Origin of the sequence: Nocardia brevicatena NBRC 12119, assembly GCF_000308495.1 — a bacterium.
GTDB classification, from domain to species: Bacteria; Actinomycetota; Actinomycetes; order Mycobacteriales; family Mycobacteriaceae; genus Nocardia; species Nocardia brevicatena.
Window position 1 is genome coordinate 1 of the sequence record NZ_BAFU01000232.1, and the last position, 23,929, is coordinate 23,929.

23 protein-coding genes and 1 pseudogene are annotated in these 23,929 nt (G+C 65.9%); 13 read left to right on the forward strand and 11 right to left on the reverse strand.

From position 1 onward, the window contains the following. Nucleotides 1-416: 416 nt before the first annotated feature. Entirely contained in the window at nt 417-1,001 is a 585-nt protein-coding gene (locus ON20_RS27560) for a TetR/AcrR family transcriptional regulator (protein ID WP_040840432.1), read from the reverse strand. 90 nt (nt 1,002-1,091) lie between these two features. Here ON20_RS27560 and ON20_RS27565 point away from each other — a divergent pair, with 90 nt between their 5' ends. Beyond that, the gene (locus ON20_RS27565; RefSeq protein WP_040840398.1) at nt 1,092-2,255 is read left to right on the forward strand and encodes a cytochrome P450; all 1,164 of its coding nucleotides are present in this window, start codon (nt 1,092-1,094) and stop codon (nt 2,253-2,255) included. 309 nt (nt 2,256-2,564) lie between these two features. Here the strand turns inward: ON20_RS27565 and ON20_RS27570 are convergent. The 4 genes and pseudogenes from ON20_RS27570 to ON20_RS27585 all read right to left on the reverse strand — a co-directional run. Further along, nucleotides 2,565-2,966, reverse strand: a pseudogene (locus ON20_RS27570) (transposase); the annotation flags it as partial. A gap of 213 nt (nt 2,967-3,179) precedes the next feature. Beyond that, entirely contained in the window at nt 3,180-3,761 is a 582-nt protein-coding gene (locus tag ON20_RS27575; protein ID WP_157229069.1) for a hypothetical protein, read from the reverse strand. A gap of 84 nt (nt 3,762-3,845) precedes the next feature. Beyond that, nucleotides 3,846-4,244 carry a hypothetical protein gene (locus tag ON20_RS27580; RefSeq protein ID WP_157229070.1) on the reverse strand — a complete coding sequence of 133 codons (399 nt, stop codon included), beginning with the start codon at nt 4,242-4,244 and terminating at the stop codon, nt 3,846-3,848. A gap of 51 nt (nt 4,245-4,295) precedes the next feature. Beyond that, complete coding sequence (locus ON20_RS27585) at nt 4,296-4,970, reverse strand: GOLPH3/VPS74 family protein (protein ID WP_040840406.1); 675 nt, start codon at nt 4,968-4,970, stop codon at nt 4,296-4,298. A 102-nt stretch (nt 4,971-5,072) separates the two neighbouring features. On the opposite strand from ON20_RS27585, the gene ON20_RS27590 reads away from it, so the two are divergent. From ON20_RS27590 to ON20_RS27620, 7 genes are all read left to right on the forward strand, one after another. Next, nucleotides 5,073-6,518: a sensor histidine kinase gene (locus ON20_RS27590; RefSeq protein ID WP_083865350.1), complete on the forward strand. Its 1,446-nt coding sequence runs from the start codon at nt 5,073-5,075 to the stop codon at nt 6,516-6,518. Continuing rightward, nucleotides 6,515-7,189, forward strand: a complete 675-nt coding sequence (locus ON20_RS27595; protein ID WP_040840408.1) for a response regulator transcription factor — start codon at nt 6,515-6,517, stop codon at nt 7,187-7,189. The genes ON20_RS27590 and ON20_RS27595 overlap by 4 nt, the downstream gene beginning before the upstream one ends. Before the next feature lie 375 nt (nt 7,190-7,564). Further along, nucleotides 7,565-8,755 carry an ATP-grasp domain-containing protein gene (locus ON20_RS27600; RefSeq protein ID WP_040840409.1) on the forward strand — a complete coding sequence of 397 codons (1,191 nt, stop codon included), beginning with the start codon at nt 7,565-7,567 and terminating at the stop codon, nt 8,753-8,755. Further along, nucleotides 8,752-10,524, forward strand: coding sequence for an IucA/IucC family protein (locus ON20_RS27605; RefSeq protein ID WP_083865358.1), 1,773 nt, complete (start codon nt 8,752-8,754; stop codon nt 10,522-10,524). Before ON20_RS27600 ends, ON20_RS27605 begins: the two co-directional genes overlap by 4 nt. Before the next feature lie 35 nt (nt 10,525-10,559). Further along, on the forward strand, nt 10,560-11,747 hold the full coding sequence (locus ON20_RS27610; RefSeq protein ID WP_218002663.1) for an MFS transporter: 1,188 nt from the start codon (nt 10,560-10,562) through the stop codon (nt 11,745-11,747). Next, nucleotides 11,731-13,482, forward strand: coding sequence for an IucA/IucC family protein (locus tag ON20_RS27615; RefSeq protein ID WP_083865352.1), 1,752 nt, complete (start codon nt 11,731-11,733; stop codon nt 13,480-13,482). Before ON20_RS27610 ends, ON20_RS27615 begins: the two co-directional genes overlap by 17 nt. Next, the gene (locus ON20_RS27620) at nt 13,482-14,777 is read left to right on the forward strand and encodes a type III PLP-dependent enzyme (RefSeq protein ID WP_083865354.1); all 1,296 of its coding nucleotides are present in this window, start codon (nt 13,482-13,484) and stop codon (nt 14,775-14,777) included. The genes ON20_RS27615 and ON20_RS27620 overlap by 1 nt, the downstream gene beginning before the upstream one ends. Nucleotides 14,778-15,132: 355 nt before the next feature. Here ON20_RS27620 and ON20_RS27625 read toward each other — a convergent pair whose 3' ends face one another. Both ON20_RS27625 and ON20_RS27630 read right to left on the reverse strand, forming a co-directional pair. Continuing rightward, entirely contained in the window at nt 15,133-15,465 is a 333-nt protein-coding gene (locus tag ON20_RS27625) for a hypothetical protein (RefSeq protein WP_051163482.1), read from the reverse strand. Next, nucleotides 15,462-15,740, reverse strand: coding sequence for a hypothetical protein (locus tag ON20_RS27630; protein WP_040840413.1), 279 nt, complete (start codon nt 15,738-15,740; stop codon nt 15,462-15,464). Before ON20_RS27630 ends, ON20_RS27625 begins: the two co-directional genes overlap by 4 nt. Before the next feature lie 206 nt (nt 15,741-15,946). Between ON20_RS27630 and ON20_RS39360 the strand changes: the two genes are divergently transcribed. Continuing rightward, nucleotides 15,947-16,141 (forward strand): hypothetical protein, encoded by a 195-nt coding sequence (locus ON20_RS39360; protein WP_040840415.1) that lies wholly within the window; start codon nt 15,947-15,949, stop codon nt 16,139-16,141. 647 nt (nt 16,142-16,788) lie between these two features. Here the strand turns inward: ON20_RS39360 and ON20_RS27640 are convergent. After that, the gene (locus tag ON20_RS27640; RefSeq protein ID WP_157229071.1) at nt 16,789-17,484 is read right to left on the reverse strand and encodes a class I SAM-dependent methyltransferase; all 696 of its coding nucleotides are present in this window, start codon (nt 17,482-17,484) and stop codon (nt 16,789-16,791) included. Nucleotides 17,485-18,184: 700 nt separating this feature from the next. Between ON20_RS27640 and ON20_RS27645 the strand changes: the two genes are divergently transcribed. Continuing rightward, complete coding sequence (locus tag ON20_RS27645; RefSeq protein WP_157229072.1) at nt 18,185-18,538, forward strand: hypothetical protein; 354 nt, start codon at nt 18,185-18,187, stop codon at nt 18,536-18,538. Nucleotides 18,539-18,998: 460 nt separating this feature from the next. On the opposite strand, the gene ON20_RS27650 is transcribed toward ON20_RS27645, so the two are convergent. Continuing rightward, complete coding sequence (locus ON20_RS27650; RefSeq protein ID WP_040840419.1) at nt 18,999-19,253, reverse strand: hypothetical protein; 255 nt, start codon at nt 19,251-19,253, stop codon at nt 18,999-19,001. A 1,314-nt stretch (nt 19,254-20,567) separates the two neighbouring features. Continuing rightward, nucleotides 20,568-20,762 (reverse strand): hypothetical protein, encoded by a 195-nt coding sequence (locus tag ON20_RS36955; RefSeq protein WP_157229073.1) that lies wholly within the window; start codon nt 20,760-20,762, stop codon nt 20,568-20,570. A gap of 408 nt (nt 20,763-21,170) precedes the next feature. On the opposite strand from ON20_RS36955, the gene ON20_RS27660 reads away from it, so the two are divergent. From ON20_RS27660 to ON20_RS27670, 3 genes are all read left to right on the forward strand, one after another. Then, the gene (locus ON20_RS27660) at nt 21,171-21,413 is read left to right on the forward strand and encodes a hypothetical protein (protein ID WP_040840423.1); all 243 of its coding nucleotides are present in this window, start codon (nt 21,171-21,173) and stop codon (nt 21,411-21,413) included. A 136-nt stretch (nt 21,414-21,549) separates the two neighbouring features. Further along, nucleotides 21,550-21,702, forward strand: coding sequence for a PspC domain-containing protein (locus ON20_RS27665; protein ID WP_438803446.1), 153 nt, complete (start codon nt 21,550-21,552; stop codon nt 21,700-21,702). Between the two features lie 194 nt (nt 21,703-21,896). Then, the gene (locus ON20_RS27670; RefSeq protein WP_040840425.1) at nt 21,897-22,241 is read left to right on the forward strand and encodes a DUF6802 family protein; all 345 of its coding nucleotides are present in this window, start codon (nt 21,897-21,899) and stop codon (nt 22,239-22,241) included. Nucleotides 22,242-23,069: 828 nt separating this feature from the next. On the opposite strand, the gene ON20_RS35120 is transcribed toward ON20_RS27670, so the two are convergent. Continuing rightward, a protein-coding gene (locus tag ON20_RS35120; RefSeq protein WP_438803447.1) for an IS5 family transposase occupies nt 23,070-23,875 on the reverse strand; the annotation gives its coding sequence in 2 pieces (ribosomal slippage) (nt 23,070-23,528 and nt 23,531-23,875; 804 coding nt in all). Nucleotides 23,876-23,929 lie beyond the last annotated feature (54 nt).

Sequence of the window (23,929 nt, forward strand, 5' to 3'; positions counted from 1 at the left end):
CCCCGAAACAATGGCATGTCGGACGATCGCACGGTTCGTGATCGACACCCATTCGCTGGCCCGTGAGGCATCCGATCCCGAGGCCGCGCTGGACGAGAACTTCCAGATGATCGAGGCGGCCTGGGAGATCGCCTGCCCTTCTCGGCGTTCGTGAGGGCTGCTCCTCGATACGACCAAGATCCTCACCGTGGCGCCCGACCTCGTGAGGAAATGCTACCGATTTGAGACAACCACTCGTGGCCAGGCAACGAGACAGCTTGAGAAGAGGCAGGCCGCAGCGTCGTGGACTGACACGAATTCCGAGACCCTACAATCGCGCTCAGACCACGCCCATCGCGGAAAGTGGGCCAGATCCCCAGGTTCGCGATCAAACCACACTTCCGCATCAGGCAGATGACTTGGTCGGGGCGGCTGTGCTATGGCTTCTGGAAGACGACGGTGAGGTAGTCATCGAATGCCCGAAGCGCTTCCGCCGGCGGGAAAAGCCCACTGTTGACCTGGATGCCGAGCCCTTCGACCAGGGCGAGCATTGTCATCGCCGTCATTTCGGGATCGAGTGCTGTCGGTGCCTGTCCGGCGGCCTGTGCCGAGCGGATCTGTTCGGCCAGGAAATCGCGCTGCTGCATCGAGTTCGCGCGGAGCGCCTCCGCGATTGCGGGATTCGTGGCGGCGTAGGCAAAGAACGTCACGGATACCCGGCCTTCGATCCGCCGCTGTTCGTCGAGGGGGAGCAGCTGGGTCAGCAGTTCCCGGACAATTGCGCCGGGCTCGTCGTCGCCGGTGCTTATCCTCGCGGTGACGTTCTCGGTGACCGCGTCCAATGCGAAGTGTAGGAGCTCCTCCTTGTTCGAGAAGTAGTGCTGCACCATTCCTGCGGTGACACCGGCCTCGGCGGCGACATGGCGCAGGCTGACCGCCTCGACGCCCCGGTCGGCGGCAACTCGGAGCAGGGCATCTGCGATCCGGCGTCTCCGTTCACCGTGGTCGACGAGTTTCGGCATGCCCATCACTCTTTCACATTGCAGCTGCATTGACGAACCGCCTGGACAATGTTTACATTGCACCTGTAATGCAAACTTGAGAGGAATACCATGACCGATACCGCGCGCACGCTGCCGTTCGATCAGCCCGATCCGTTTACACCGCCGCCGGCCTATGCGAAGCTGCGCGCGACCGAGCCTGTCGCCGCCGTGAGGACGCCTGATGGCCAACCTGCCTGGTTGGTGACCTCGTACGACGCAGTGGCGGCCGTGCTCGGCGACCGTCGATTCGGGGTGGGCCCGCCCGGGGGCCCCGCCGACGCCGACGCCCACCTGTTGCAGGACGGCGAGTCGCATCGGCACCTGCGTCGGCTGGTCGGTAAAGCATTCTCGCCGCGTCGCGTCGAGCTGCTCCGCCCTCGGGTGGAGCAGCTCGCCGAGTTTCATGCGACATCCTTCGCCGATGCCGAGCCTCCCGCCGATCTCGTTGATGGTTTCGCCGCGCCTTTGTCGATCGCCGTCATCACTGAGCTGCTGGGGGCCGCGATCGAGGATCGGGCTCGGTTCCGGGCGCTGGCCGACGCAGCCACCCAGGCGGACTTCGTCACCGGCGCAGCCGAGACCGGCTGGGCGGAGCTCGGTGCCTTCGTCGCCGAATTGGTCGCAGCCAAGCAGGACGCGCCCGGCGAGGACCTCCTGACCGACCTCATCCGCGCCCGTGGTGCCGAGGATGGCCGGCTGAACGAATCCGAGCTGAACATGCTAGTGCTCTCCATACTGGCTGCCGGCTACTCGACTGCGACGAACGCGATCACGGTCGGAACGACGCTGCTGCTGACCGAGGGCCGGTTCCCCGGTCTCGCCGCGGCAGACGACGAGCATCTCGCCGCCACCGTGGAGGAGATCGCCCGGCTGCAGATCGGGGTCATCGGTGACGCGTTCCCGCGGTGGGCGCACGAGGACGTGGAGCTGGTCGGCGCATCGATCACGACCGGCGACATGGTTCTCGTCAAACTCGCTGCCGCGAACCGTGACCCGTCACGGTTCGATGCACCCGACCGGTTCTACGCCGGGCGAGCGCCAAAGCACATCGCGTTCGGGCGTGGCCCGCACCACTGCCTCGGCTCGGCCATCGCCCGGCTCGAGGTCGGCGCCGCCCTGCGTGCGCTCTCGCGAGCTCTGCCGGCTCTGCGGCTCGCCGGAACGGTCGACGATATCGAGTGGTCCCGCAGCCACGCCGACACCGGACCCCGCGCCCTTCTCTTGACCTGGTGACCGAGACCCCCTGGCGTTTTCCATCCCGCCGTCACCACCGCTCCGGGAGCAGCAGAGCTCGATGTGGCGTGCACGATGGGTGGCAGCGATGGGGCTGCCGTTCGCGCTCGGGGTGCGCGGCGGATTGAGGACCGCCGGACCTGAGATCATGGTCGTGTGCAACACGACTCGGCTCGATCGGGAACGCACCGTGTCGCCACTGTCGTCGACTACATCCACCGCTCGGCTGGTTACACCAAAGCGACGTAGCTCGACCCGCCACGGGCGCACGCGAAGTACACGTGATCGATGTGGATCGAGGCTTGGAGGTCAGTCCAGAATGAGTTCGCGGAGGCCGATGGCCGGGCAGGCCAGGCTCAGTAGTGCGTGGTAGATGTCGGCGCGGCGTTCGTAGCGGGTTTGTAGCCGTTTGAACGCGTGGAGCCACGCGAAGCTGCATTCTACCGGTCGGAGTTTTCCGGGTCCGGAGCCGTGGCCGGTGTTGCGGCGGGCGATGACCAGGGTGATATCGCGTGCTCGGAGAAGCCGAGGATATCTGGCGTGGTCGTAGCCTCGGTCGGCATACAGATGCCGCGGCCGGCGCCAAGGACGGCCGCGGCGGCCTGCGATCACCGGTAGGACATCGCCGAGCGGGATGAGCTGCGTGACGTCGTTGCGGTTGCCGCCGGTGAGAGTGACCGCCAGGGGTGTTCCGGCGGCGTCGGTGATCAGTAGTTGTGTCCGAACCGTTTCCGAGAGCGGAAACGCGCCGACGAGGGAAATAATGCGGCGGAAGGAGAGCCAGGGTGGACCTGACCCGCAGAGCCGAGGCCCTTGGGTGGAGCTTCGCCCTGCCCATTGTGGGCAACGTGCTGTTTCCAGGTGTGGGTGGCTTGATCGGCGGCGCGTTGGGCGGCGCCGAAGCTGCCGGGATCGAAGGCGGCGCTACAGTTTACTGCCCCCGGAAGCTGGGTCGGTTGGTATGACGCGGTCATGTGTCAGGGGCCTTTCATAGCCCGGCAACCGGGCGGCGGTTTTCTCTTCCAGCCCAACGGCCTGTCCGAAGGGGTACAGCGCTGGTACGGAGGTGGCGGCGACCACGGTGGCGGGGGAGCGGCGCGCCCACCGGTCGATCGCGAGTCGGGCCACGGTTTCGGCGGGCAGCTTGTATGCCTTGAACGGGACGCCCATCTCGGCGACCACGCCCATCATGTGCAGGACCTGGGCGGCGCGGGTGGCGTCGGGTAGCTCGGCCGGCACCCGCTGCCGGGCGGTGTCGAGCAGTTCGACGTGGTGGTCCCACGCGGCGGCCGGCAGGGGGGTGTCGAGCCGGTCGGCGTAGTCCGCGGGCAGGTAGAAGGAGGCCACCGACATCCCCGCAGCGACGAACTCCCGCAGAAACCGTGCGATCGGCTGCGCCGGCACCCCGTCCGGGTCCACCACCAGCCACGGTGAAACCCCCTCATCAGCAACGACTTGGCCCCACTTCGGCAGCTCAATCGCACGAACGTCGCGATCATCCCTCATCAGACATCCTCACGCCCTCTTCGTATCCTCGAAGTCGCGTGAGTTCTACCGATCAGCGAATCGGCCCAACACCCGACACGCTGGTCACGCCACCGTAGTCCGGTCAACAGGTCGCGGTCGGTGCCGAAACGCCACCACCACAAAGATGTCGGCCGCTACCGCACCGTGGCCGTGCCACTGCACCGCACCGGGGACGTGGAAGCCCTGCTCGCGATGCCCGATATCGACTGGAAACAGGTGCGGGCCTGCCCCAAAGGCCGGCGATCGCCGCCGCTCGACATCGTCGGCGGTCGGAAAGTCTCCCGCACCCAGGTGATCCGCGCCTTCCTGCAAGGATTCGGCGCCGACTACCACATCGAAATGTGGGGATGGTGGGTGCCGGGCCCGGACGTGTGGGAGATCGACTGGGAACGCATTCCCGGCGGCCTCACCACAGCCGATGTCGCCGCCGCGATCGACGGCAACCCGGTCCTGCGCCGGCACCGCAGTGTGATCCGCCTGCACTCCGAAGTCGGGATCCGCCTGTGGTGGTTGCTATGGGAAGGTGGTGAAGGAGTCGGTGTAAGAGGTGTGGATGGCCGCGTGTATGGCGTCGATGCTCCAGGCGTAGTGGCCGCTGGTCATCTGGCGGGCGGATCGGGTGATGGTGTGCGGGTTTCGGCCGGGGAATTGTGGTGGAAGAGCGTTGACGGCGTTGAGCAGGACAATCAGGGCGGTGGTGTGTGGATCGGGGAGCCGGGCGTCCAGGAGGGTGTCGCGCAAGGTTTGCCGCAGTGCGGCTTTGCGGGGGTGATCGAGAGTGGGCCACGATCGCAGCGGGATGAGGCAGAGTAGCCACGATGTCATGGCGATGACGCGTCCGTCGGCGCACAGGCGGTGCAGCAGAACGCGGTGCACAGGGCGTTGCAGGCGTTCGATCGCTTGTTTCGGTGTGTGGGCTCGGCCCTGCATCAGGTCGGCAACGGTGGTGCTGACCGGGTCGTCTTCTGTGGTAGTGAGTGTGTCGGTCGGAATGAGGCAGAGGGGTTTGCCGGTCTCGCCGCAGGTGGCGAGTCGCAGTGGCGGCATCGGGGATCCCGGCGTGGTCAGAGTCATCTCCAACAAGACTGCTCCGGCCAGCACCCGGGACATGCTGATACGGTCGACGAGCGGTTGTCCGGATTGATCGTCGAGTAGTAGCCACAGCAGGTCTTCGGCAAGTGAATTCATGGCCTGACGGTGCCCGAATACCACTGAGAGCCTGCTGAGCGTCGCTGAGAGCCTGCTGAGAGTTACTGGGTGGCGCGCTGGCCATGGGTCGATGATGGCTGTATGCGTTCTGTGTTGGCGTTCGCGTCTCCTGCCCGGTGGGGGCTGCGGCTGCGTTCGGCTCTGTTGTCGGCGGCTGTGGTCGGAGTGGTGTTGGCGCTCGGTGCTGTCGCATTGTTGTGGATGGTCTACCGGTCGTTGCTGGACTCTGTTGATGTCGCGGCCTCGGGGCATGCCGCCGATCTCGCCATGCATCTGCGTGACAGGGCGCCGAGCGAGGTCAGCGCGAGATTGTTCGCCCCCGCCAGTCCGGTAGAGATCGTTCAGGTGGTCGACTCGACAGGCGGGGTCGTGCGCGCGTCGGAAGGTGCTCCTGAGCATCCGCTGGTTTCGATCCCGTCCTCGGGACACGTGACAGGTTTGGCGATCGAGAGCGAGGACGATCTGCGGGTCACGATCCGGCCGGCCAACGGGCCCGCCGGTGATTTCCGCGTCCTGGTCGCAGCTGCCGGTGAACCGGTGGAGAACGCCGTGAAGAAGGTTGCGGTGGGTGTGGCCCTCGGTGGCCCGATCATCGTCGCGGTCGCCGCAGCGGCTACCTACGGGCTTGTCGGGTTGTCGCTGTCCTCGGTTGAAGCGATCCGACGTCGCGTCGCCGGTATCGGGACCGACCGTCTCGGCGAACGTGTCCCGGTTCCGATCGCGCGCGATGAGATCGCGCGGCTGGCCGCCACCATGAACTCGATGCTGGACCGGGTAGAGGCCGGATACCTGGCACAGCGTCGATTCGTCGGCGACGCATCACACGAACTGCGCAGTCCGCTGGCCTCGTTGATCGCCGGACTGGAACTGGCACGCGATCATCCGGCAGAGTTCGATCATCGACTGGTCACGGCGACCTTGTTACCGGAGGCCGAGCGTATGCGGCTACTTGTCGATGACCTGCTGACCTTGGCCGCAGCAGACGAACACGGTCTGACCCTGCGGCACACCGATGTCGACCTCGATGATCTCGCTGCGGAGGCCGTTGCCAGGTTGCGGAGCGAGGGGGGTCATCACGTGGTCGTCAACCTGCAACCCACCCGCATGACAGGCGATCCGAGAGCACTGGCCCGGGTAATCCGTAATCTCGTGGACAACGCTGCTGTCCACACCGTGTCGGTCGTCTCTGTCACCACGGCACTCGTCGCCGCGGACCGCGCCCACGTCATCGTCGACGACGATGGGCCCGGTATCCCTGCGGCACAGCGGTTCCGAGTATTCGACCGGTTCGTGCGATTGCAGGACGACCGTGCCCGTGATACCGGCGGTACCGGTTTGGGATTGGCCATCGTCGCCGAAATCGTGGCCGCCCACCACGGCACGGTCTCCATCGAGGATTCCCCCTTCGGCGGCGCCCGCCTCGTCGTCGACCTGCCCTTGGACTCGAGGGACCTGTGTGACTCCGGCGGCGGGCCGCGTGAGCGGCTCGTCGAACGAATCGGATCGTCGACCGAGGAGAACAGGTGAGACTGCTGCTGGTCGAGGACGAGCCGCGCTTGGCGGAGACGGTGCGGCGGGCGCTGGAGTTGGAGGGTTTCGTCGTGCAGGTCGCCGCGACCGGACCGGAGGGGTTGTGGTGGGCGACCGAAGAGTGTTTCGACGTGATCGTGCTGGACATCATGCTGCCCGGTATGAGCGGCTATGAGGTGCTACGTCGGATACGTGCACGAGATGCGCACACACCAGTGCTGATGCTCACCGCAAAGGACGGTGACCACGAGGAAGCCGATGCACTCGATCTGGGAGCCGACGACTATCTGACCAAACCGTTCTCCGCGATCGTTCTGCGCGCCCGGCTACGCGCTCTGCTGCGCAGGCACACGCCGCAACAGGCACCGATACTCACCGCAGGCGACCTGATGTTGGATCCGGCGCGGCGATCGGTGCACCGCGGCACGGTGTCAGTGGAGTTGACACCACGTGAGTTCGCTTTGCTGCACTACCTGCTCCGCCAGAAGGGGACCGTGGTGAGCAAAACCGACATCCTGCGCAATGTATGGGATGTCCACTTCGAGGGCCCACCGAACGTGGTCGAGGTCTACATAGGCTATCTACGCAAGAAGATCGATCTGCCATTCGGACGAAACACCATCGAAACCCACCGCGGCGCCGGCTACCGACTCTCCGACGAAAACTGATACCCACGACCATGCAGCACAGCCGGCGAACTCCCCATGACCCGCGCCGAAGGATCCACCGCACTAGATGATCCTTCTCCGTCACCGTGACCGGGAATCTGCGCCGTGGCGATCGCTACCCGAGTTCGTGTTCACCGTCGTAGCGACCATTGCACCACCGAGCCGCACCGCTGAACTCATGTTGACGAACTCGAATAGCAAGAGGCTGTGTCGGTCTCAGCGTTTTCTCAGCGGCGGGCCGTCATAGTGGTGCCCATTTACCACCGATGACTGTTCCCTGTTCGTGAAAGAGGCCGCCATACAGCCGATCATCGCACTGTTCGGTTGTGGGGTGGCCGCCTTCGTATCGCCAATGGCTGTGCGGAAAGGCCGCCTATGCTCCTGTATCTGCTTGCCCTCAATCCCACTGATTCTGTCTACGAAGGGTTCCTGCCCGCGGCTGCGCGGCTGGGTGCGGAGATCGTTGTCCTCACCGATGAGCCCGATCCGCATCATCGTCGGCATCCCGGTCTGCGGGTCGTCGCGTGCCAGGTGCGTGATCACCGTGCCGTGATCGGCGCGCTCACCGATTTGCCGCCGGCCGACGGGATCTTCACCAACAGCGACCACCTGCAAGCGTCTGCCGCCCGCGCCGCCATGCATTTCGGCCTGCCGGGCAAGGATTACCGGGTTGCCCAACGCGTGAAGGACAAGGCACTGTTGCGCCGGCATCTGGCCGACGCCGGGCTCGATACGGTCTGGTCGCGGGAACTGGCTGTCGACGAGGACCCGTCGGTCCTGGCCGAACTCGACATACCGTCGCCGTGCGTGGTCAAGCCACGTGAGGGCGTCGCGAGCGAGGACGTGGTTCTGGTCACGCGGCCTGCCGAGCTCATGATGCGCTGCAAAGAGATTCGGCAGCGGCGCCCCGATACGGCGTTGGTGGTGGAGGAATATCTCGACGGTCCCCTGTATACGCTGGAGACGCTCGGTGACGGCAACCACCGCACAGTTCTCGGCGGATTCGCCACAACGCTGTCGGCGCCACCGTATTTCGTCGAGTTGCGGCACACATTCACACCCGCTCACCCGGAACCGATCGTCGCGCAGGTGTTGGCCCAGCTCGACGCGCTCGGTATCGGATTCGGTTGCTGTCACACCGAATTCGTGGTGCAATACGGACGTGCCCGGCTGATCGAAGTCAACTATCGAGCAATCGGGGATCACTGTGATCTGGCGCTCGAACAAGTGCTGGGCATCCCGCTGTTCGAGCGCGTTCTGCGTGTCCATCTGGGCGAGACGTTACCGGCGGACCTCGGCATCCGCCATGGCGGTGCGGCCCGCATCGATCACGTCTGCGCACCGGCTTCGGGCACATTGATCGCGGCTCCCGACTCCCACGACTCGATCACCGATGGTGTCTGCCTGAGTTACCGCAAGTTACGGGACATCGGTGCACGGCATGAGATCTCCCACACCAACCGCGACTATTTGGGCGTGTTACGCGCCGTGGGTACCGACAGCGCCGCGGTCGATCGCGCGGCGGACCAGTTCTTGGCCGCGCAGCGGTGGGAGGTTGTCCGATGAGCGAGGCGTCCCTCGAGCCGACCGGCGTGCTCACCGCCGATCCCGATATGGTCGAACAGCGGCTGGTGTCACGGGTGCTGGCGACACTGTTGCGCGAAGACGTGGTGGGCCTGCGCAGCCAAAGCACCCAAATCGAGCGCCCGGATGGTCGCTGGCTACGGCTGGCGGGACCCGAGGCGCTGCTGCTTGCGGTGACAGCCGACGGTTTCCTGTGCACCGACACCGCCCGCGAGCCGCTGCTCCTGTGCGAATCCGACGGTCGTAAACTGCGCACTACCTCCGAGATCATCTCCGCTCTGGCCGAATCAGCGCATCCGCTCGACCGGCCTGGATTCGAGGAATTCGCTGCCGAATGTGATCGAGCACGCGCGGCGATGCAACTACACTCCGCGACCCACGGTAGGTTTGTGAACGAACTCGTCGGGCGATATGGCGATCGAATCGGCGACTGGACCGGTCTTGCGTCCAGCTTGGCGTTCGATGCGCTGGCCGCCCGGCACGATCACCCCGTCTATCCGACCTCGCGTGGTCGCAGTGGGCTCGACGAAACGGACCTGCTGACATACGCACCGGAGTTCCATCCCAGGTTCACCTTGCGTTGGCTGGCGGTGCCGCATGCGGCGGTGACCAGCACAGGCGATGCGGACTTTCCCCCGCAGTATTGGCCCGTCCCGACACAGCTGGGCCTGCCGCAACTCGCCGACAGCCATGTGATGCTGCCGATACATCCTGCGAGTGTGGGTGCATTGGAGGGCATCCTGCGTGAACTCGGCCTGTATGACGAATGCGTCCTCGCCGAACCGTCGTATCTCACGGTGATCCCGACCTTGTCGATGCGGACGGTGGCCGTCGCCGATGCTCCGACAGAGCATCTGAAACTGCCGCTGGCCACTGCGACTCTGGGAGGGCTCAACGTGCGCACCATCAAGCCGCGCACGCTGATCGACGGCGCCGAGGGGCAACGGCTACTGGCCGCCGTGCTCGACCGCGAATCGGGCTTCGTCGACAGGATCCTGCTCGCCGAGGAGAGCTGCTATGCCCATGCCGGGCACGAATTGCTCGCGGTGCTGCGCCGCCGCTACCCGCCCGGACTGGACGGCGCGGTCGTGGTGCCGATGGCTGCCCTGCTCGCCGCGGGCCCCGACGGTCGGCTCGTGCTCGACCACCTGGCAGACCGGTTCTATAACGGTGCGCCGATCGCCCTGTTCGACGCGTGGATCACACTGCTGTTCCGGTGGCAGACCACGCTCTTCGGCTACGGCGTGGCTTTGGAATCGCATCAACAGAACATCTCGCTCGTGCTCGACCACCACCGGGAAAGCACCCGGCTGCGTCTGCTTCTCAAAGACAACGACACCCCACGTGTGCACACCGCCCGGCTGCGCGGCCGGCTCGGCGACATACCGGTCGGCTTCGACGACCCCCGCATAGCCGTCGACGACGATCGTGGCCTGACCGACCTGTTCACCACCATCACCCTGCACCTGTGTGCGGGCGCATACGCCTTCGAACTGGCCCGGCTCGGGTACGCACCACAGGCGACGATGCTGGGCCTTGTCCGGGATCGACTCGAGCAGGCGATCGACGGACTGGACGCCACGGCTGCGGCACGGCTGCGCGCGGACGTGCTCAATGCACCGCGGCTGCCGGTGAAAGCCATGGTCAGTGCCGGAACACTGTTCAGCAAGGAACGCAGCGGCGCGGTCGACATCAACAAGCACTATACCGACGGTCCCAACTATCTGCGCACCGCAGGTGAGCACACATGAGCGCCACACGCGCGACACGATCGAGCCCAGCGGTCGTGTCTACATCGAAATTCGGCCACCGCCAGGTGTACGCGGTCGCGGGATGCTATTTCGTGGCCTCCTTCGCCGCCCTCGGACTGCCGCCGTACTTCACCGAGATCCTGCCCGAACTGGGCGATCCCACTGGGCACTGGACCGGGCTGCTCTACATCGTGCCCACCGTATTCGGCGGGCTCGGCGCCCCACTGTGGGGGCGGCTGGCCGACCGGTGTGGTCGTAAACCCCTGCTGTTACGTGCGCAACTCGGGTTGGCTGTCGCGTTCGTACTGGCCGGGCTGGCCGATTCGCTGCCGTTGTTCACCGCGGCGCTGGTGCTACAGGGCGTGCTCGGCGGCACGTTCGTCGCGTCCACCGGCTATCTGGCGGCAGCGCTGCAAGGTTCGGCGCTGGCTCGGGCACTGACAGCGCTGCAAGCCAGTGCCCGAGCGGCATTGGTGTTCGCCCCGATCACCGTCGGCGCACTGTCGCAATGGTTGACGCCGCACCGCCAGTACATTGTACTCGCGCTGCTGCCCTTGAGCGCAGCATTGCTGTTGGCGTGGCTACCCGAGCCCCGGTCGGCCCGTCGAACCGCAACCCGCGCCACCGCCGATCATCCCGCCGCCACCGCATCTGCCCCGGTACACGTGCTGTTCGCGCTCGAGTTCGTGTTCGTGTTCACCACGGTCGTCTCGTTCCCGTATTTCATCGCGCTCGTATCCGACCGGCTCCCCAGCACCTCGGCAATAGTGGCCGGTGTGCTGTTCGCGCTACCGCACCTGGTGTATCTGCTGTCCTCGCCGGCGGTACACCGGATGTTCAGCACGCCGCGGCGGCCGATCGTGCTCGGATTCTTCATGCTCGCCGTCGGTCTGACCGCACATGCGATGGTCGACTCACCGGCCGGGTTCGTCACCGCCCGGCTGCTGTTGGGCGCCGGTCTCACCCTGAGCCTGGTCGGCCGGAACATGATGGCCGCCAACTGCGCCGCAGGCCGACCGCCCGGCGGCATGTTCGGTTCGCTGGAATTCTTCACCAAGGCCGGAGCCGTCGCCGCCGGACTCGCGGCAACCGCCCTCAATTCCGGCTTCGGCCCGAACGCTCCGCCACTATCGGGCGCCCTGGCCGCTGTCGTTTTTCTCATCGCTGTTGTAGTCCACCGGTTTTCCCGATCCAGGGAGTCTTCTCATGCCCATCCCCGTTGAATCACTTTCCCCCAAAACACCGTCTACCGTACCCGCGTTGCCGGAGGCCGATGACACCGTGACGCACACCCTGCTCAACTGTCTGCTACGGGAGGTCTCCGGTCCCGAACGGCAAGCCAGAATCGCTGACGGTCACCTGCTGCTGCGCCTGCCGCGGCGGGACGTGCTGCTGCGGGTCCGGCTGCGGCGGATGTCACTGCTCGGCGCACACCGGTTCACCGGGCCGGTGAGCGAGCGGCGTGGCACACAGTGGATGGCGGTGAACTGGCAGCGGCTCGCTGAGCACATCCATGCCGAACTTACCCTCTATACCGGGGTGAACAACGAGGAATTCCTGGAGCAGATCACATCCAGCCACCACACCATCGTCGTCGCACTGCAATCCAGCGCAAGGCGCGAGAGCGGATCCTCGCCGGATTACCTCGTGTCGGAACAGTCTTTGCTGTTCGGTCACCGTTTCCATCCCACCCCGAAGGCCCGCAGCGGCGCACCGGAAGCGTGGCGGCCCTATGCACCGGAGACCGGCGGCGCATTCGGTCTACGACTGCTGGCGGTGCGGTCCCACCTGATCGCCGAGGAGACCACACACGCCACCGCATGCGCACCCCTGGACCTGCTGCACGAGGACGTGCCCACCGGCTACCGGCTGCTCCCCGCACACCCCTGGCAATACGATATGTTGCGCGACGCACCGCACCTGCGCCACGCCATGGCACGCGGCGACATCCTCGATCTCGGTGTCAGTGCCCGAACCTTCGCGGCCACCGCGTCGGTACGTACACTCTACGACGGCAACACGTTCCTCAAGTTCAGCCTCAACGTCCGCATCACCAATTGCATACGGAAGAACGCCGGCTACGAACTGTCCGGAGCGGTGGCGCTGACTCGCCTCCTGCGACCGGTCTTCGAACAGCTGGCGGGCCGCTTCCCCGACAGCGTGATGCTGCGCGAACCCGCCTACCGCAGCCTCGCGCTGCCCGGCGCGGACGGCATCGTCGATCGCAGCCTGCTGGAAGGATTCGGCGTGATCGTCCGCGAAGGACTCACCGAACGGCTGCGGCCCGGGGCGACACCGCTGCTCGCCGCAGCCATCGCCGACGAGTACCCGATCGGCCCGGCGCAGATCTCCCGGCTGCTCCCGGATACCGAACTCGACACCGCCATGCGCTGGTGGACCGACTACCTCGCATTGCTCATCCCGCCGGTCCTCGCCGCCTTCTTCGACCACGGTGTAGTACTGGAACCACACCTGCAGAACGTGGTTGTCGGTGTCGACAGCACAGGCATGCCGGTACAAGTGTTCTTCCGCGACCTCGAGGGCACCAAGCTGTTACCCGAACACCACATCGAGGCGTTGGCGCAGTTGCGCCCCGATGTCGCCGCTCCGATGACCTACACCCCACACACCGGTTGGAATCGGGTCGTGTACTGCCTCGTCGTCAACCACCTCGCCGAAATGCTTGCGGCGCTGGCCGATCTGCATCCGCAGCTGGAACCCGCGCTGTGGGAGCGGGTGCACGCGGCGCTGTCCGACTACGCGGCCGAACACGGCTGTCCTCCCCGGCTGGCCGCGGTGCTGGCCGGAGTTCCCCTACCCGCCAAAGCCAATCTGCTCACCCGGTGGGAGCGCAAGTCCGATCATGACGCCGGCTATATCCGGATACCGTCACCGTTCACGCCCGCCTATCCGACCGTATCGCACGCACAAGACACCCGGCTCCAAGAGGCGCTGTGATGAGCGTCCCGACCCCAGCGGTGCTGCACCGGCTGCGCACACTGCCCGCCGCCGAGTTACCCGCCTACCTCTACGATCTCGTGGCGCTACGGGATCACACCGCAGCCATCCGGTCAGCGCTACCGGATGCCGTGGAACTGTACTACGCCGCCAAAGCCAACCCCGAGCCGGAAATCCTCGCCGCGCTCGCGGGAATCGTGGACGGTTTCGAAGTGTCCTCCGGAGGCGAACTGGCACATGTCGCCGCAGCCGCACCCGCTGCCCCACTGGCCATCGGCGGACCGGGCAAGACATACCAGGAACTGGCTGCCGCGCTCGATCACCGAGTGCATCGCATCCACGTGGAAAGCGAAACCGAACTACGGATGCTGTCGGCCCTGGCCGCAACCCGCGCAGAGGAACCAGCCGATGTGCTCTTGCGTGTCAACCTCCCGGTCACCGGCGCAGCCGTAGCGAACAGTGCGCTGACAATGGGCGGCCGACCGACACCGTTCGGGATGGACCCTAGGCGGGCGTACACGCTGGCGGCGGACCTCGTCGCCGGACGCTACCCGGGAGTGAGCTGGCGAGGAGTGCACGCCCACCTCGCCAGCGGACTGAACGCCGCCGACCTGCTCACCCTCGCCGAGTCGATCATCACCTGGTCACAGGCAGTGGCCCAACGATGCGGCGTCGACCTCGACGAGGTGAACCTCGGCGGCGGAATGAACGTCGACTACCGTCCAGGAGCACCGCTTTTCGACTGGACAACCTACGGGGACGGACTCGCCCGCATCACCGAGACGTGGCCACGGCTACAGCTGCGCATCGAGCCGGGACGAGCCGTCAGCGCCTACTGCGGCTGGTACGCCACCGAAGTATTGGACGTGAAGCCCAGCCACGGCACAGAATTCGCCATCATCCGAGGAGGCACACACCACCTACGCACACCCGCCGCAAAAGGCCACGACCAACCATGCACCATAGTGCCCATCGACACATGGCCACACCAGTGGCCACGTCCAACAGCAACCGGTTCCACGATCACTATCACAGGCCAACTGTGCACCCCGAAAGACATCTTGGCACGCAATGTCCCCGCCGAAGACCTACAAGCAGGACATCGCCTCGCATTCGGCCTCGCCGGTGCCTACGCATGGAACATTTCCCACCACAAATTCCTGATGCACCCCCCACCAAGCTTCCACTTCCTCGACACCGACCACGACACGCACGAACAATGCAACACAACCGACACGAACAGCCACAACTGCACCGGAGCCGACAGGCAGGACCCCAACGACTCCCGGATCTGAGCTTTCGGTAGACCCCGACCAGCCGGCGGCAACGTGTAGGTCTCATCCACCGCCTGATCGCCGGCGACGGCGTCTTGCTACCCGCCCGCAGCGCGGCGCTTCTCATGCTGCCCTACGCCCAGCCGATGACCCAGGGACTGTCTGATCTCCGGCTCCGGTGCGCTTCCGGCGGTGGTCGACGCAGCCCAGGGTCTATCTCAGTAAATCCACAGTCCCCGTCGGGGTGACCGGCCGCGCGGCCTCGTCGATGGCGTCGACGACGGCGCGCAGCAGTCCTACCGCGCGCCGGTTATCAGCTCCTCGTCAGCGTGGTCGGTCCCTCCGGCACCGTCGCCGGCATGCCGGGTCCCGACGCTTATGCGGTGCGACGGAGCCCGGCCACCGCGCGCTTGAGGTCGGCGTAGGACACCGTGTAGTCGCCCTCGGCCTCCGCCAGGCCCTCGTTGACGAAGCCCCGGATCAGCGTCGCCAGGTCGAGGCCGCGCTCGTCGGCGATCTTCTGAGCCCGTTTCCTCTGGCTCTGCGTCAGCCGCACCGTGGTCACCACGAACGGGTCGTCGGCGGCGGCAGTGGGCAGCACCGCGGCCGCGTCCACCGTCTCACCGAAGACCAGCTCTCCCGCCTCGGCGGCGTCGGCCAGCTCCTTGCCCTCGACCAGTGCCTGAAGGTCCCTGTCCTGTGCGCTCATTGGTTGTTCTCCCACTCCTCGAACGCGGCTACCTGCTCTGGAGTCATCGGCGCGGCGTAGGTGATCTGGTGATCGAACCCGTCCAGCGGGCGAAGGACCACCAGGATCGGTGTCCCCGCCGGCGTACGGGTCCGGACCGCCAGGCCGCGAGCGCCCGACTTCGTCTCGACTCTCTGCACCCACCGGCGGCGCGCGTCCAGCAAGGCGGCGATCACCTCATCGGTGCCGAGGCCTTGCAGACGACTGATCGCCGATGGCAGCCACTCATAACCCACCTATGGAGGATACAACAAGCATCTCCGCAGGTCACACGGTGCGGAAAACTGTCGCGGTATGAGGGGGGCCTCACCGGGCGTACGCGGCTTGCCCGCAGTTCGGGGTCCGGCTCTGGCACGCTCGACTGGATGATGGGATCTCGACTGGATAATGGGATGCTGTAGGGGATGCGGAGGAGGTATCGCCCAGTCGGCAGACGGAGGCCATGATGACTTATCCGGACCTGTCAGCTGTTATCGAGAAACTTCCCGACAGTACCCATCTCGACGACGGTCTGAGGTTTTCGGTATCGACAACCTCGATGGGGATCTTCCCGCTGCTGCTCGCCGCGATCTTCGCCTGGATCGCCTACGCGCGCCGCGCCGCCCTCACCGATCTGCGCACCACGCTCTCGCGCTGACTACTCCATAAGGCACGCCCGGCGCCCGGTGGTCTCCCACCGTGCGCCGCTCGTGCGTTCTCGCATCGATCGCCCGTCGAGTTGGCGGCGATCGATCCGGCGGCCATCCGGTCGGTGGCGCCCGGCCCGGGCGCCGCACCAAATGGCCCTCGACGCGTCCGGGCGTACAACGACTCACCGAGACCGTGCGTCAGACCCACGCCGATGGTGCGCCCTGGGAAGCCATCGGACACGCGGCGGGAATGACCGGCAATCCGCGCACGAACGCTGGGACACCACCGTTGAGCAAGCCTGCCCCAATGGTGGTGTCTCTCCGATCGAGCCCACGCCGGCAGCGCAAGGAACATCGGCGACGACAGTAGCGCCGGCGAGTTACCGCAGATAGTTGCTTGCTATGCGCGATATCTCGGATGGCGACCTGGCGTTTTGACCGGGTCGACGATGGTCGACTCGCGAAACTATGCGCGGTACCGCCGACTTCGAAGGCTCGCCCGGCGGCAAACGCCCAAGTCGACTCGCACTACCGCACGGATTCCGTGCCACTGTTCCTCACGCCTCTTTTTCCACTTCGGTCGGGAGGCGATGACCAGCCCACGGTCGGCTGTTCGGGGTGAGCAGCCGACCGTAGGGCGCCGGTGACGCGATCGTCAGGACGCCGACGGTGTCAGCAGGAAATAGGCGTAGTGACGATCGAGGTCGTTCTCCGGCACCAGCGAGACCACCTGCGGTTCGAAACCCGCTTCGACAGCAACGGACCAGAACAGGTCGATTGGGAAAATGGTCTGCGAGGCGAGGTTTCGTGCGTAATTTCGCTTGTGGGGTGCGCGGTTGTTGCTGTCGCGATACTTGATCTGCACGAACATCACGCCCGACGGTGTCAGCAGCTTGCGCGCGATGGCCAGGATGCGTTTTGCATAGTCCTGCGAGGGGAGGACTTCCATCACGTAAAGGCACAAGAACAGCTCGCACGAGCCGGCACCGATACGCTCTATTGCCGCCTCTGGGTGCTCGACTTCCACCAGCACCGGCTCGAAGGCAGTCGAGCACACGGCCCGGGTGTGACGCTCACATTCGTCCAGGCCTGCGGCTACGACATCCACGGCGACGAACCGGTCGGCGAGTGGCGCGAAGGTGACGGCATTCGCACCCCCTCCCGAGCCCCACTCCACCACGGTCGACATCGACGGAGCCCGGTCGAGTACACGTGCCATCTTGTCGAACAACGCCAGGTGCGCGGCGCCGATCTCTTCCCACTGCCCGGGAATCCCATCGGACCAATGGGAGTTGTTTACCCACGCCCGCTGGTCCGGATCACCCCAGTACGCTGTCGCCTCGGCGATCACCTGCTGCTCGGAGTGCTGAGGTCCCACCCGATCCAGTGTCTCTCGCACTCGCCGGCGCAGGCGGCGTGTCACGGTTTCCCCCTGGTTTTCCACCGGATCTCCAGTTCGTCTTTGTAGCGAAGGTGGCAGGTCGACGGCCCGGCCACCGCCCAGCATCTCCCGGACCGGTGTACAGCCTAGTGACAAGTGCTCTATTGCGCACTCGTTACTGAAGGCATGCCCTTCGGATGCACTGCGGCGAAGACAGCGGCGGGAGATCGTGGGTCGGGCCTGACCCCCTACCCACATAACGCGCCTTGGCGCCGGATTCCTCAGATCTGGACCCCAACCCCCGCACCCCAGCCAACCGAGATGTCGCATCGGTGAAATCCGACGTCACGGTCATGCTTGGCATCCGGCCGTGGACGTCCCGAACCGCGCACTATGCGGCATGAGCGCACGTTTCACCGATCTCGGATCGTGGCGGTGCCCCGTCGCAACGCAGTACGCGCTTCTGGCTGGTAGATCGTCCAGGCGGACGTCTCGACCGGATCGACGTCTGACCCGGCATATGTTGGCTTCGAGCCGGTTACGAGAGAAGGGAGCAGATCGCTCGCTCCGCAGGGGCCACCCACGAATGTTCACCGAGTCGTCGTCGCGGCGGAAATTCATCGCCGGCATGGAGACCGCCCCACTCTCCGTGCACTGACCGATGACGGCGGTGGCGCGATTTTCGGGCCTGGTCGAGGATTTGATCGCCTGCGCGGTCCTCGCGGATCGTCGCTCCGGAGCGAGCTGTGCCCAGGTCGGTGCGGCACTCGGAGTGACCGCCGACGCGGCCCGCGCCCGATACGGCCATCGGCGGCTCACCGTGGAGTGGCCGATCCTGGCCGCACCTGCCTGCTCCCAGGCGTTGCTTGCGGAATCCGCGCGCTCTCGGTCGGTCCGGGATCCGGGTCGGCAGCTCGACACCGAGGGTAGTGATGGCGTCTTCCATCGTTCCGCCGTCGGGTGGGTCGCCGTCGACGGTCCATTCGATGGTGATGTCGTAGCGGTCGACCACTGGCGGGCGTAGTCGAGGACGCCGTTGATGACGTCTTCCAGGTTGGGATTGCCGGAGTCGTCGATGCCAACACTCTCGTCACGCAGCCCGTATTCGCAGGACCAGTCGACCCATTCCGGAGGCTCGCCAGGCTCTGGAGGTGAATCGTCGACGTTGCGCCGCAGTTCGGTGCCGATCACCCGCGGCTTCTTCGGCACGATCTGTTCGGCAGGTGGTGAAGGCTGGTTCGGGCCGGGCCGTGAGGCCGCCTTTTGCTCGGCGCGTTCTCGGGCACGGCGCTGCTGACGCGATTCGCTCACCCCGCCATCCTGCCACCTAATCGGCCGTAAGGGACGAAAATAGCTGTGCGACAACGTGTCTCGACTCTAGTGACTAGACCGCAGGAGTCCTGCTGAGGGCGGGTGTCGAGGGATGCGTTCAGGTTCAGCGCGTAGCGGAAGTCGGCATCGGCGCGGGAGGGGTGCGGGCAGGTTCATCGAGTCTTGGCGCTCGCGATCCAGGTGTGCTTCCAGGGGTGCCGGGCGGGCAGCTCGATGCCGCAGGTGTCGGCGGAGATCCGCAGTGTGCGCCCGTTCCGGCCGGTGCCGCCGTTGAGCAGGCCACTGCGGCGAGGGTGGTTGAGTTGGACGTAGGTGTGGGCCGCGCCCAGCAGCGGTCGGGCCGCTGGCGGCACGACGTAAAGCCGGCCGCGGCCGTCGGGGTTGCCCAGGATGGGTGTCGTCGTCACTGAGGCCGTCGCTGCGCCAGGAGATCAGTTCGGCGGCGGGAGCGCCGGTGATGGCCTCGCCGATGACGAGAATGCTTGCGCCGCTGCGAATGGCTTCGGCTGGTGTCGCGACGCGCTGTTGGTCGTGCACCGCGCCCCGGCTGGGCGAGTACCGGGAACCACGGTCAAGATGTCGGGTGCTGTGGCGCGGATGACGGAAAGGCCGCTGGCTGCGCAGACGACGTCACCGCAGTTGGCGGCGACAGCGTCGGTCAGTCGCTCCTTGAGCAGTGCGGGTGATGCATCGGGTGCGCTGGTCAACACGGTGACCGCGAGTACGGTAGGCGCTGCAAGGCCTGTGGTGCTACTCGCTGGTGCGAGGAAGCGGGGCGACGCAACCGGCGCGCGATGACCGACCGGATGATGGTGGCCCATCGCGCCGATGGTAGCTACGCCCGCCACGACCACCTAATGGGAGTTGATCGGTTCACGCTCAGGCCGCGGCACCGCCCACCACCGATAGTCCGCAGCACCAACCAACCGAACCCAGAAGCCTGCTCGGACCAACTGGGAAAGCCACCGCGGCGCTCGATCTCGACGCGGGCGCGGGGAGCGTCGGGTGAGGTATTCGGCGCTTATCTGCACTACTACCGAGCCACCAGCTGTGCTGGGAGATGCCGGCGATCGGTCCTGCGATTCCCGCACCGATCGTGCATTCCAACTCAGATCGGCCAGGATGTGATCGATTCGTGCAGAACGGGTTCGGTACCGACCGAGCTGTTCGCGGCCCTCCGGCGAGGAATCCTGCCGGAGGGCAGGCGCATCGGGACGCCACCCCTGGACCAGCCCGGCTGCGTCCGTCGCGTAGCCAACCGCGATCGCGACCAGCCTGGCCCTCAGCGCCGTCCATCGCGTCGGCCGCAAACACCAAAATCTCCATACACCAGGCTCATTCCACGGACACCTACTGCACGTGGCCACAACGCAACGCCGGACTATTCGGGGCAGTGCAGGGGCCCGGCCGGCCCTTCCGGCGGCGAGAATCCATGACTGTGGCCGGTAATAGTCGGTGCTGCAAGTACGTCTATCTGAGGTGTTCGACGTCGGGTTGTGCAGGTATCGAGCAGACAGCGACCCGGACGCGAGGCGGCGGGGTCGCTGATCGAGCGTCCGATGAGCAGATCCGCCGCAGTGTTCGCGACGGCGCGGCGCTGAGGAATCATCGTCGCGCCGAGGGTGACCACGTCGGCGTTGTCGCAGTCGAGCCCAGCGCGATAGCGGGGGATCTCATCGGGGTGCGAGACCATCCCGCCCCTGTAGCCCCTCAGCGATGAATCAGGTCGTACCCCCACCGGACTGACGGCAGAACCAGGTCTTACCCAGCCCGTCATTACCAAATTTACCCACCCCGTTCGCGACACAAGCTCCGTGGGTGGAGTAGTGGCCAACGGTGTAATCAGCCGCCGCCGTACCGGCCGCGCCGAAGGAGAAGGTCGCGATCATCGCCCCAGTGATCAGATACTTCAGCATGGCGGGAATTCTACAGTGTAACACCACTATTCTGCGACTGAAATACGTTGGCAGCTCGCGGGATTCACTGATAGCGAGAGCATGGCGGCCGAAAAGGGCCATGGCCGTGGCCGAGGCCAAGTAGCGGGAGTCGCGACGAGGGGCGCGGGCTTCGAGGGGCAGCACGGTGGGGCATCGAACGCTGGGACACGCGAGACCGGACAAGGATTCGCCCGGGAGCCAATGCATAAGAACCGCTTACACGTCGCTGTTCAGGGCTCCGAAAGATGCGCAGGCGACGCGAGGCAGTGAAGCGTACCCGGCCGAAATCCACCCCGCAGGCAAGCGGGTCCAGCCGGGCCCGCTCCCGATCGAATTCTGCCTGCAGCTGATGGCGCGGATGTCGCGCCCCTGGCCGAGCCGGCGAGTGTGATTCAGAAGGTCCCGCAGGTGCTGGTGGACGTCCCGATTACGGACAAGGTCGCGATCACCGCCGACCCGGGGTTCGCGAGGCCCGTCCGCACCGCCGAGGGGCAGTTCGGGGACACCGGGCGAATCCTGCTGCGCCCCAGCGGCACCGAAGAGCTGGGCCGGGTGATGGTGGAAGCCCAGGATCACGAACGGGCCGAGCAGTTCGCCGACAATCTCGCGAGACTGGTCGCGGCGGTCTGAACCGGGCCGCGGCTTAAAGATCCACCCTGCCGCGACCCTCGGAAATCAGGGTGCGGGTCGGTAGCGCTGCCGATACGGACCACCGGGCCGGGTGCGGATAGTGGACGGTGTAGCAACCGCGATCGAAAGGACCGCCATGACCGCCCCCGCACGCCGTTTCACCCGCTCCACCGTCGGCAAGCGGATCGGCGGAGTCTGCGGCGGCATCGCCGAATACTCCGGCTGGAGCTCCGGCCTCGTCCGGCTGCTGTTCGCCGTCTTCTGTGTCCTGCCAGGCCCCAGTTCCTGATCTATCTGGGGTTGTGGGTCTTTATGCCGAAGCGGTGATACCGGCGGTGCGCCGGCCGCCTCGGTGAACTCCTTTGTGCCCCATACCACCAGCAGTCCCGTTCCTGCCCGGGAATGGGGCTGCGCTGTACCGTCGGGGATGGAAAGATGGACCGGAACATTCCCGCGGTCGATCAGTGGAGTTCAGGAGAATACATGCCTACATCAGGAGAGTTCCCCGATATCGGTATGCCGGGTTTCGAGGCGTCCTCGTCGCTGGATGGCCTGGGTCCGGTGGATGGCCTGGGTCCGGCGGACGGCCTGGGTCCGGTGGAAATGGAATCACCCACCCATGACCTCGTCGTTGACGGCATACTCGACACCTTCGTCACCACCGGTCCCGATTCGATGAGTGTCTGGACCGATACCGACCTCGACGGCTACGCCGACCGGCTGAGCGTGGTGGAGAACGACGGCGACTACTCGGCATGGGAATACCACCGCAATCCGGACGGGACGGGCGAGTGGCGGCAGACCGATCAGGGGAAAGTGGGGGAGTGATCGGGGCGCCGGCCGCGCGGAGCAGGATGGAATCGATGCCCGAGCCGGCGCCTCGAATCGGGTAGGAGACGGAGAACTTCAGCAAAGCGCGGATGCGTTCGCACCCCATTGTGTCGAACAGGGCATCCTAGAGCCGATCCGGAATCGCAGCGGGTGGCCGATCGGCCACCCGCTGCCGCAACCGGGCGCGCCGGATCGGCGGCGTTGGCTCCAGCGGCCTGCGATGGGCCAGCGCTGCCCGCCGCTGCGGTGACACTGGCGCCGGGTTGACCACCGGGTCACGGCCGAAGTAGCCGTGATGCTCGTCAAACCCGCTGACCGCCGACAAGGCGTGATTGATGGTCGTACGCGCATACCCGGCCGCGAGAGTCGGCTTGCCGGTGTGGAAGTTGACTGCCCCGGGCCCGGTGAGGTCGCATTACGCCGTTGATGCTGCCGGTTCGGCGCGGTGCGCAACCATCCGACCATCACCGCCACCTCGGACTGGGTTGCCTGAGGCAAGTCGATGTCCAGCAACCAGAGCACCCGGAACCAGCGCAGCAGGTCGTAGGCGTAGCTTCGGCAGGTCAGCGGCCTGGAATCGCCTAGTGCCAGTTCGGCCAGATACTCGGTCACCGCAGTGATCTCGATGTCGACGCGATCGAGCACCACGAACGGCGGGTGCGCACGGTCGGTAGGGACGACCGAGCCGGCCCGTGGAAGCTTCTCTGCACTTCGCAAGTCCAAACCCGAGAGGTTCAGTCCCACTCCCGGTCTCGGCGGCCATCGACCGGGTCGACCAGCGCGAATCGGAGTTCGCCGGTTCCGATTGATCACTTAGAGGGCGTCTCATGTGGGGAGTTTCTTGTAACAGGTGAGCGCGGCAGCAAGATGCAGAAATGCCGCGAACAAATGCCCGTGGCGTTCGTAGCGGATGGCCAGACGGCGATAGCCGGTGAGCCAGGCCAGGGTGCGTTCGATCTTCCAACGGTGCCGCCCCAGGCGGGTGGAGTCCTCGATGCCGCGGCGGGCGATGCGTGGAATGATGCGCCGACAGCGTAGCCAGTGCCGGTGAGCGGCCGAGTCATAGCCTTTGTCGGCGCGCAGCCGCTCGGGCCGGCGGCGGCGCGGTCCGCGTCGGGACCGGATCGCCGGAATCGCATCCACCAGCGGCCGCAGCACACGACTGTCGTGGACATCGGCACCGGTCACCGCGGTGACCAGCGGGATCCCGTTCGCATCGGCGAGCAGGTGGATCTTCGAGCCCGCCTTGCCGCGATCGACCGGGTTGCGGCCGGTCAGCGAGCCCCCCTTTTGGCCCGCACGCTCGCCGAATCCACGATCGCCGCCGACCAGTTGACCTCACCGCCGGCACCGAGCCGGTCCAACACTTCCCGGTGTAATCGGTCGAAGAACCCCGCAGCAGCCCACGCACAGAACCGGCGATGCGCCGTCGGCACGCTCACCCCGAACGACGGCGGCAACTGCCGCCACGCACACCCACTGGTCAACACGAACACGATCGCGGTGAACACCGCACGGTCATCGACCGGCGCGGTCCCACCACCCTGCCTACGCGCAGCGAACTTCGGAATCAGGGGTTCGGTGATGTCCCACAACCCGTCCGGAACCAGACGTCGAGCCAGAGCATCCATCACCGAGCAGGCTATACGGTGCAGTTATTTCCGTCCACATGAGACGTCCTCTTA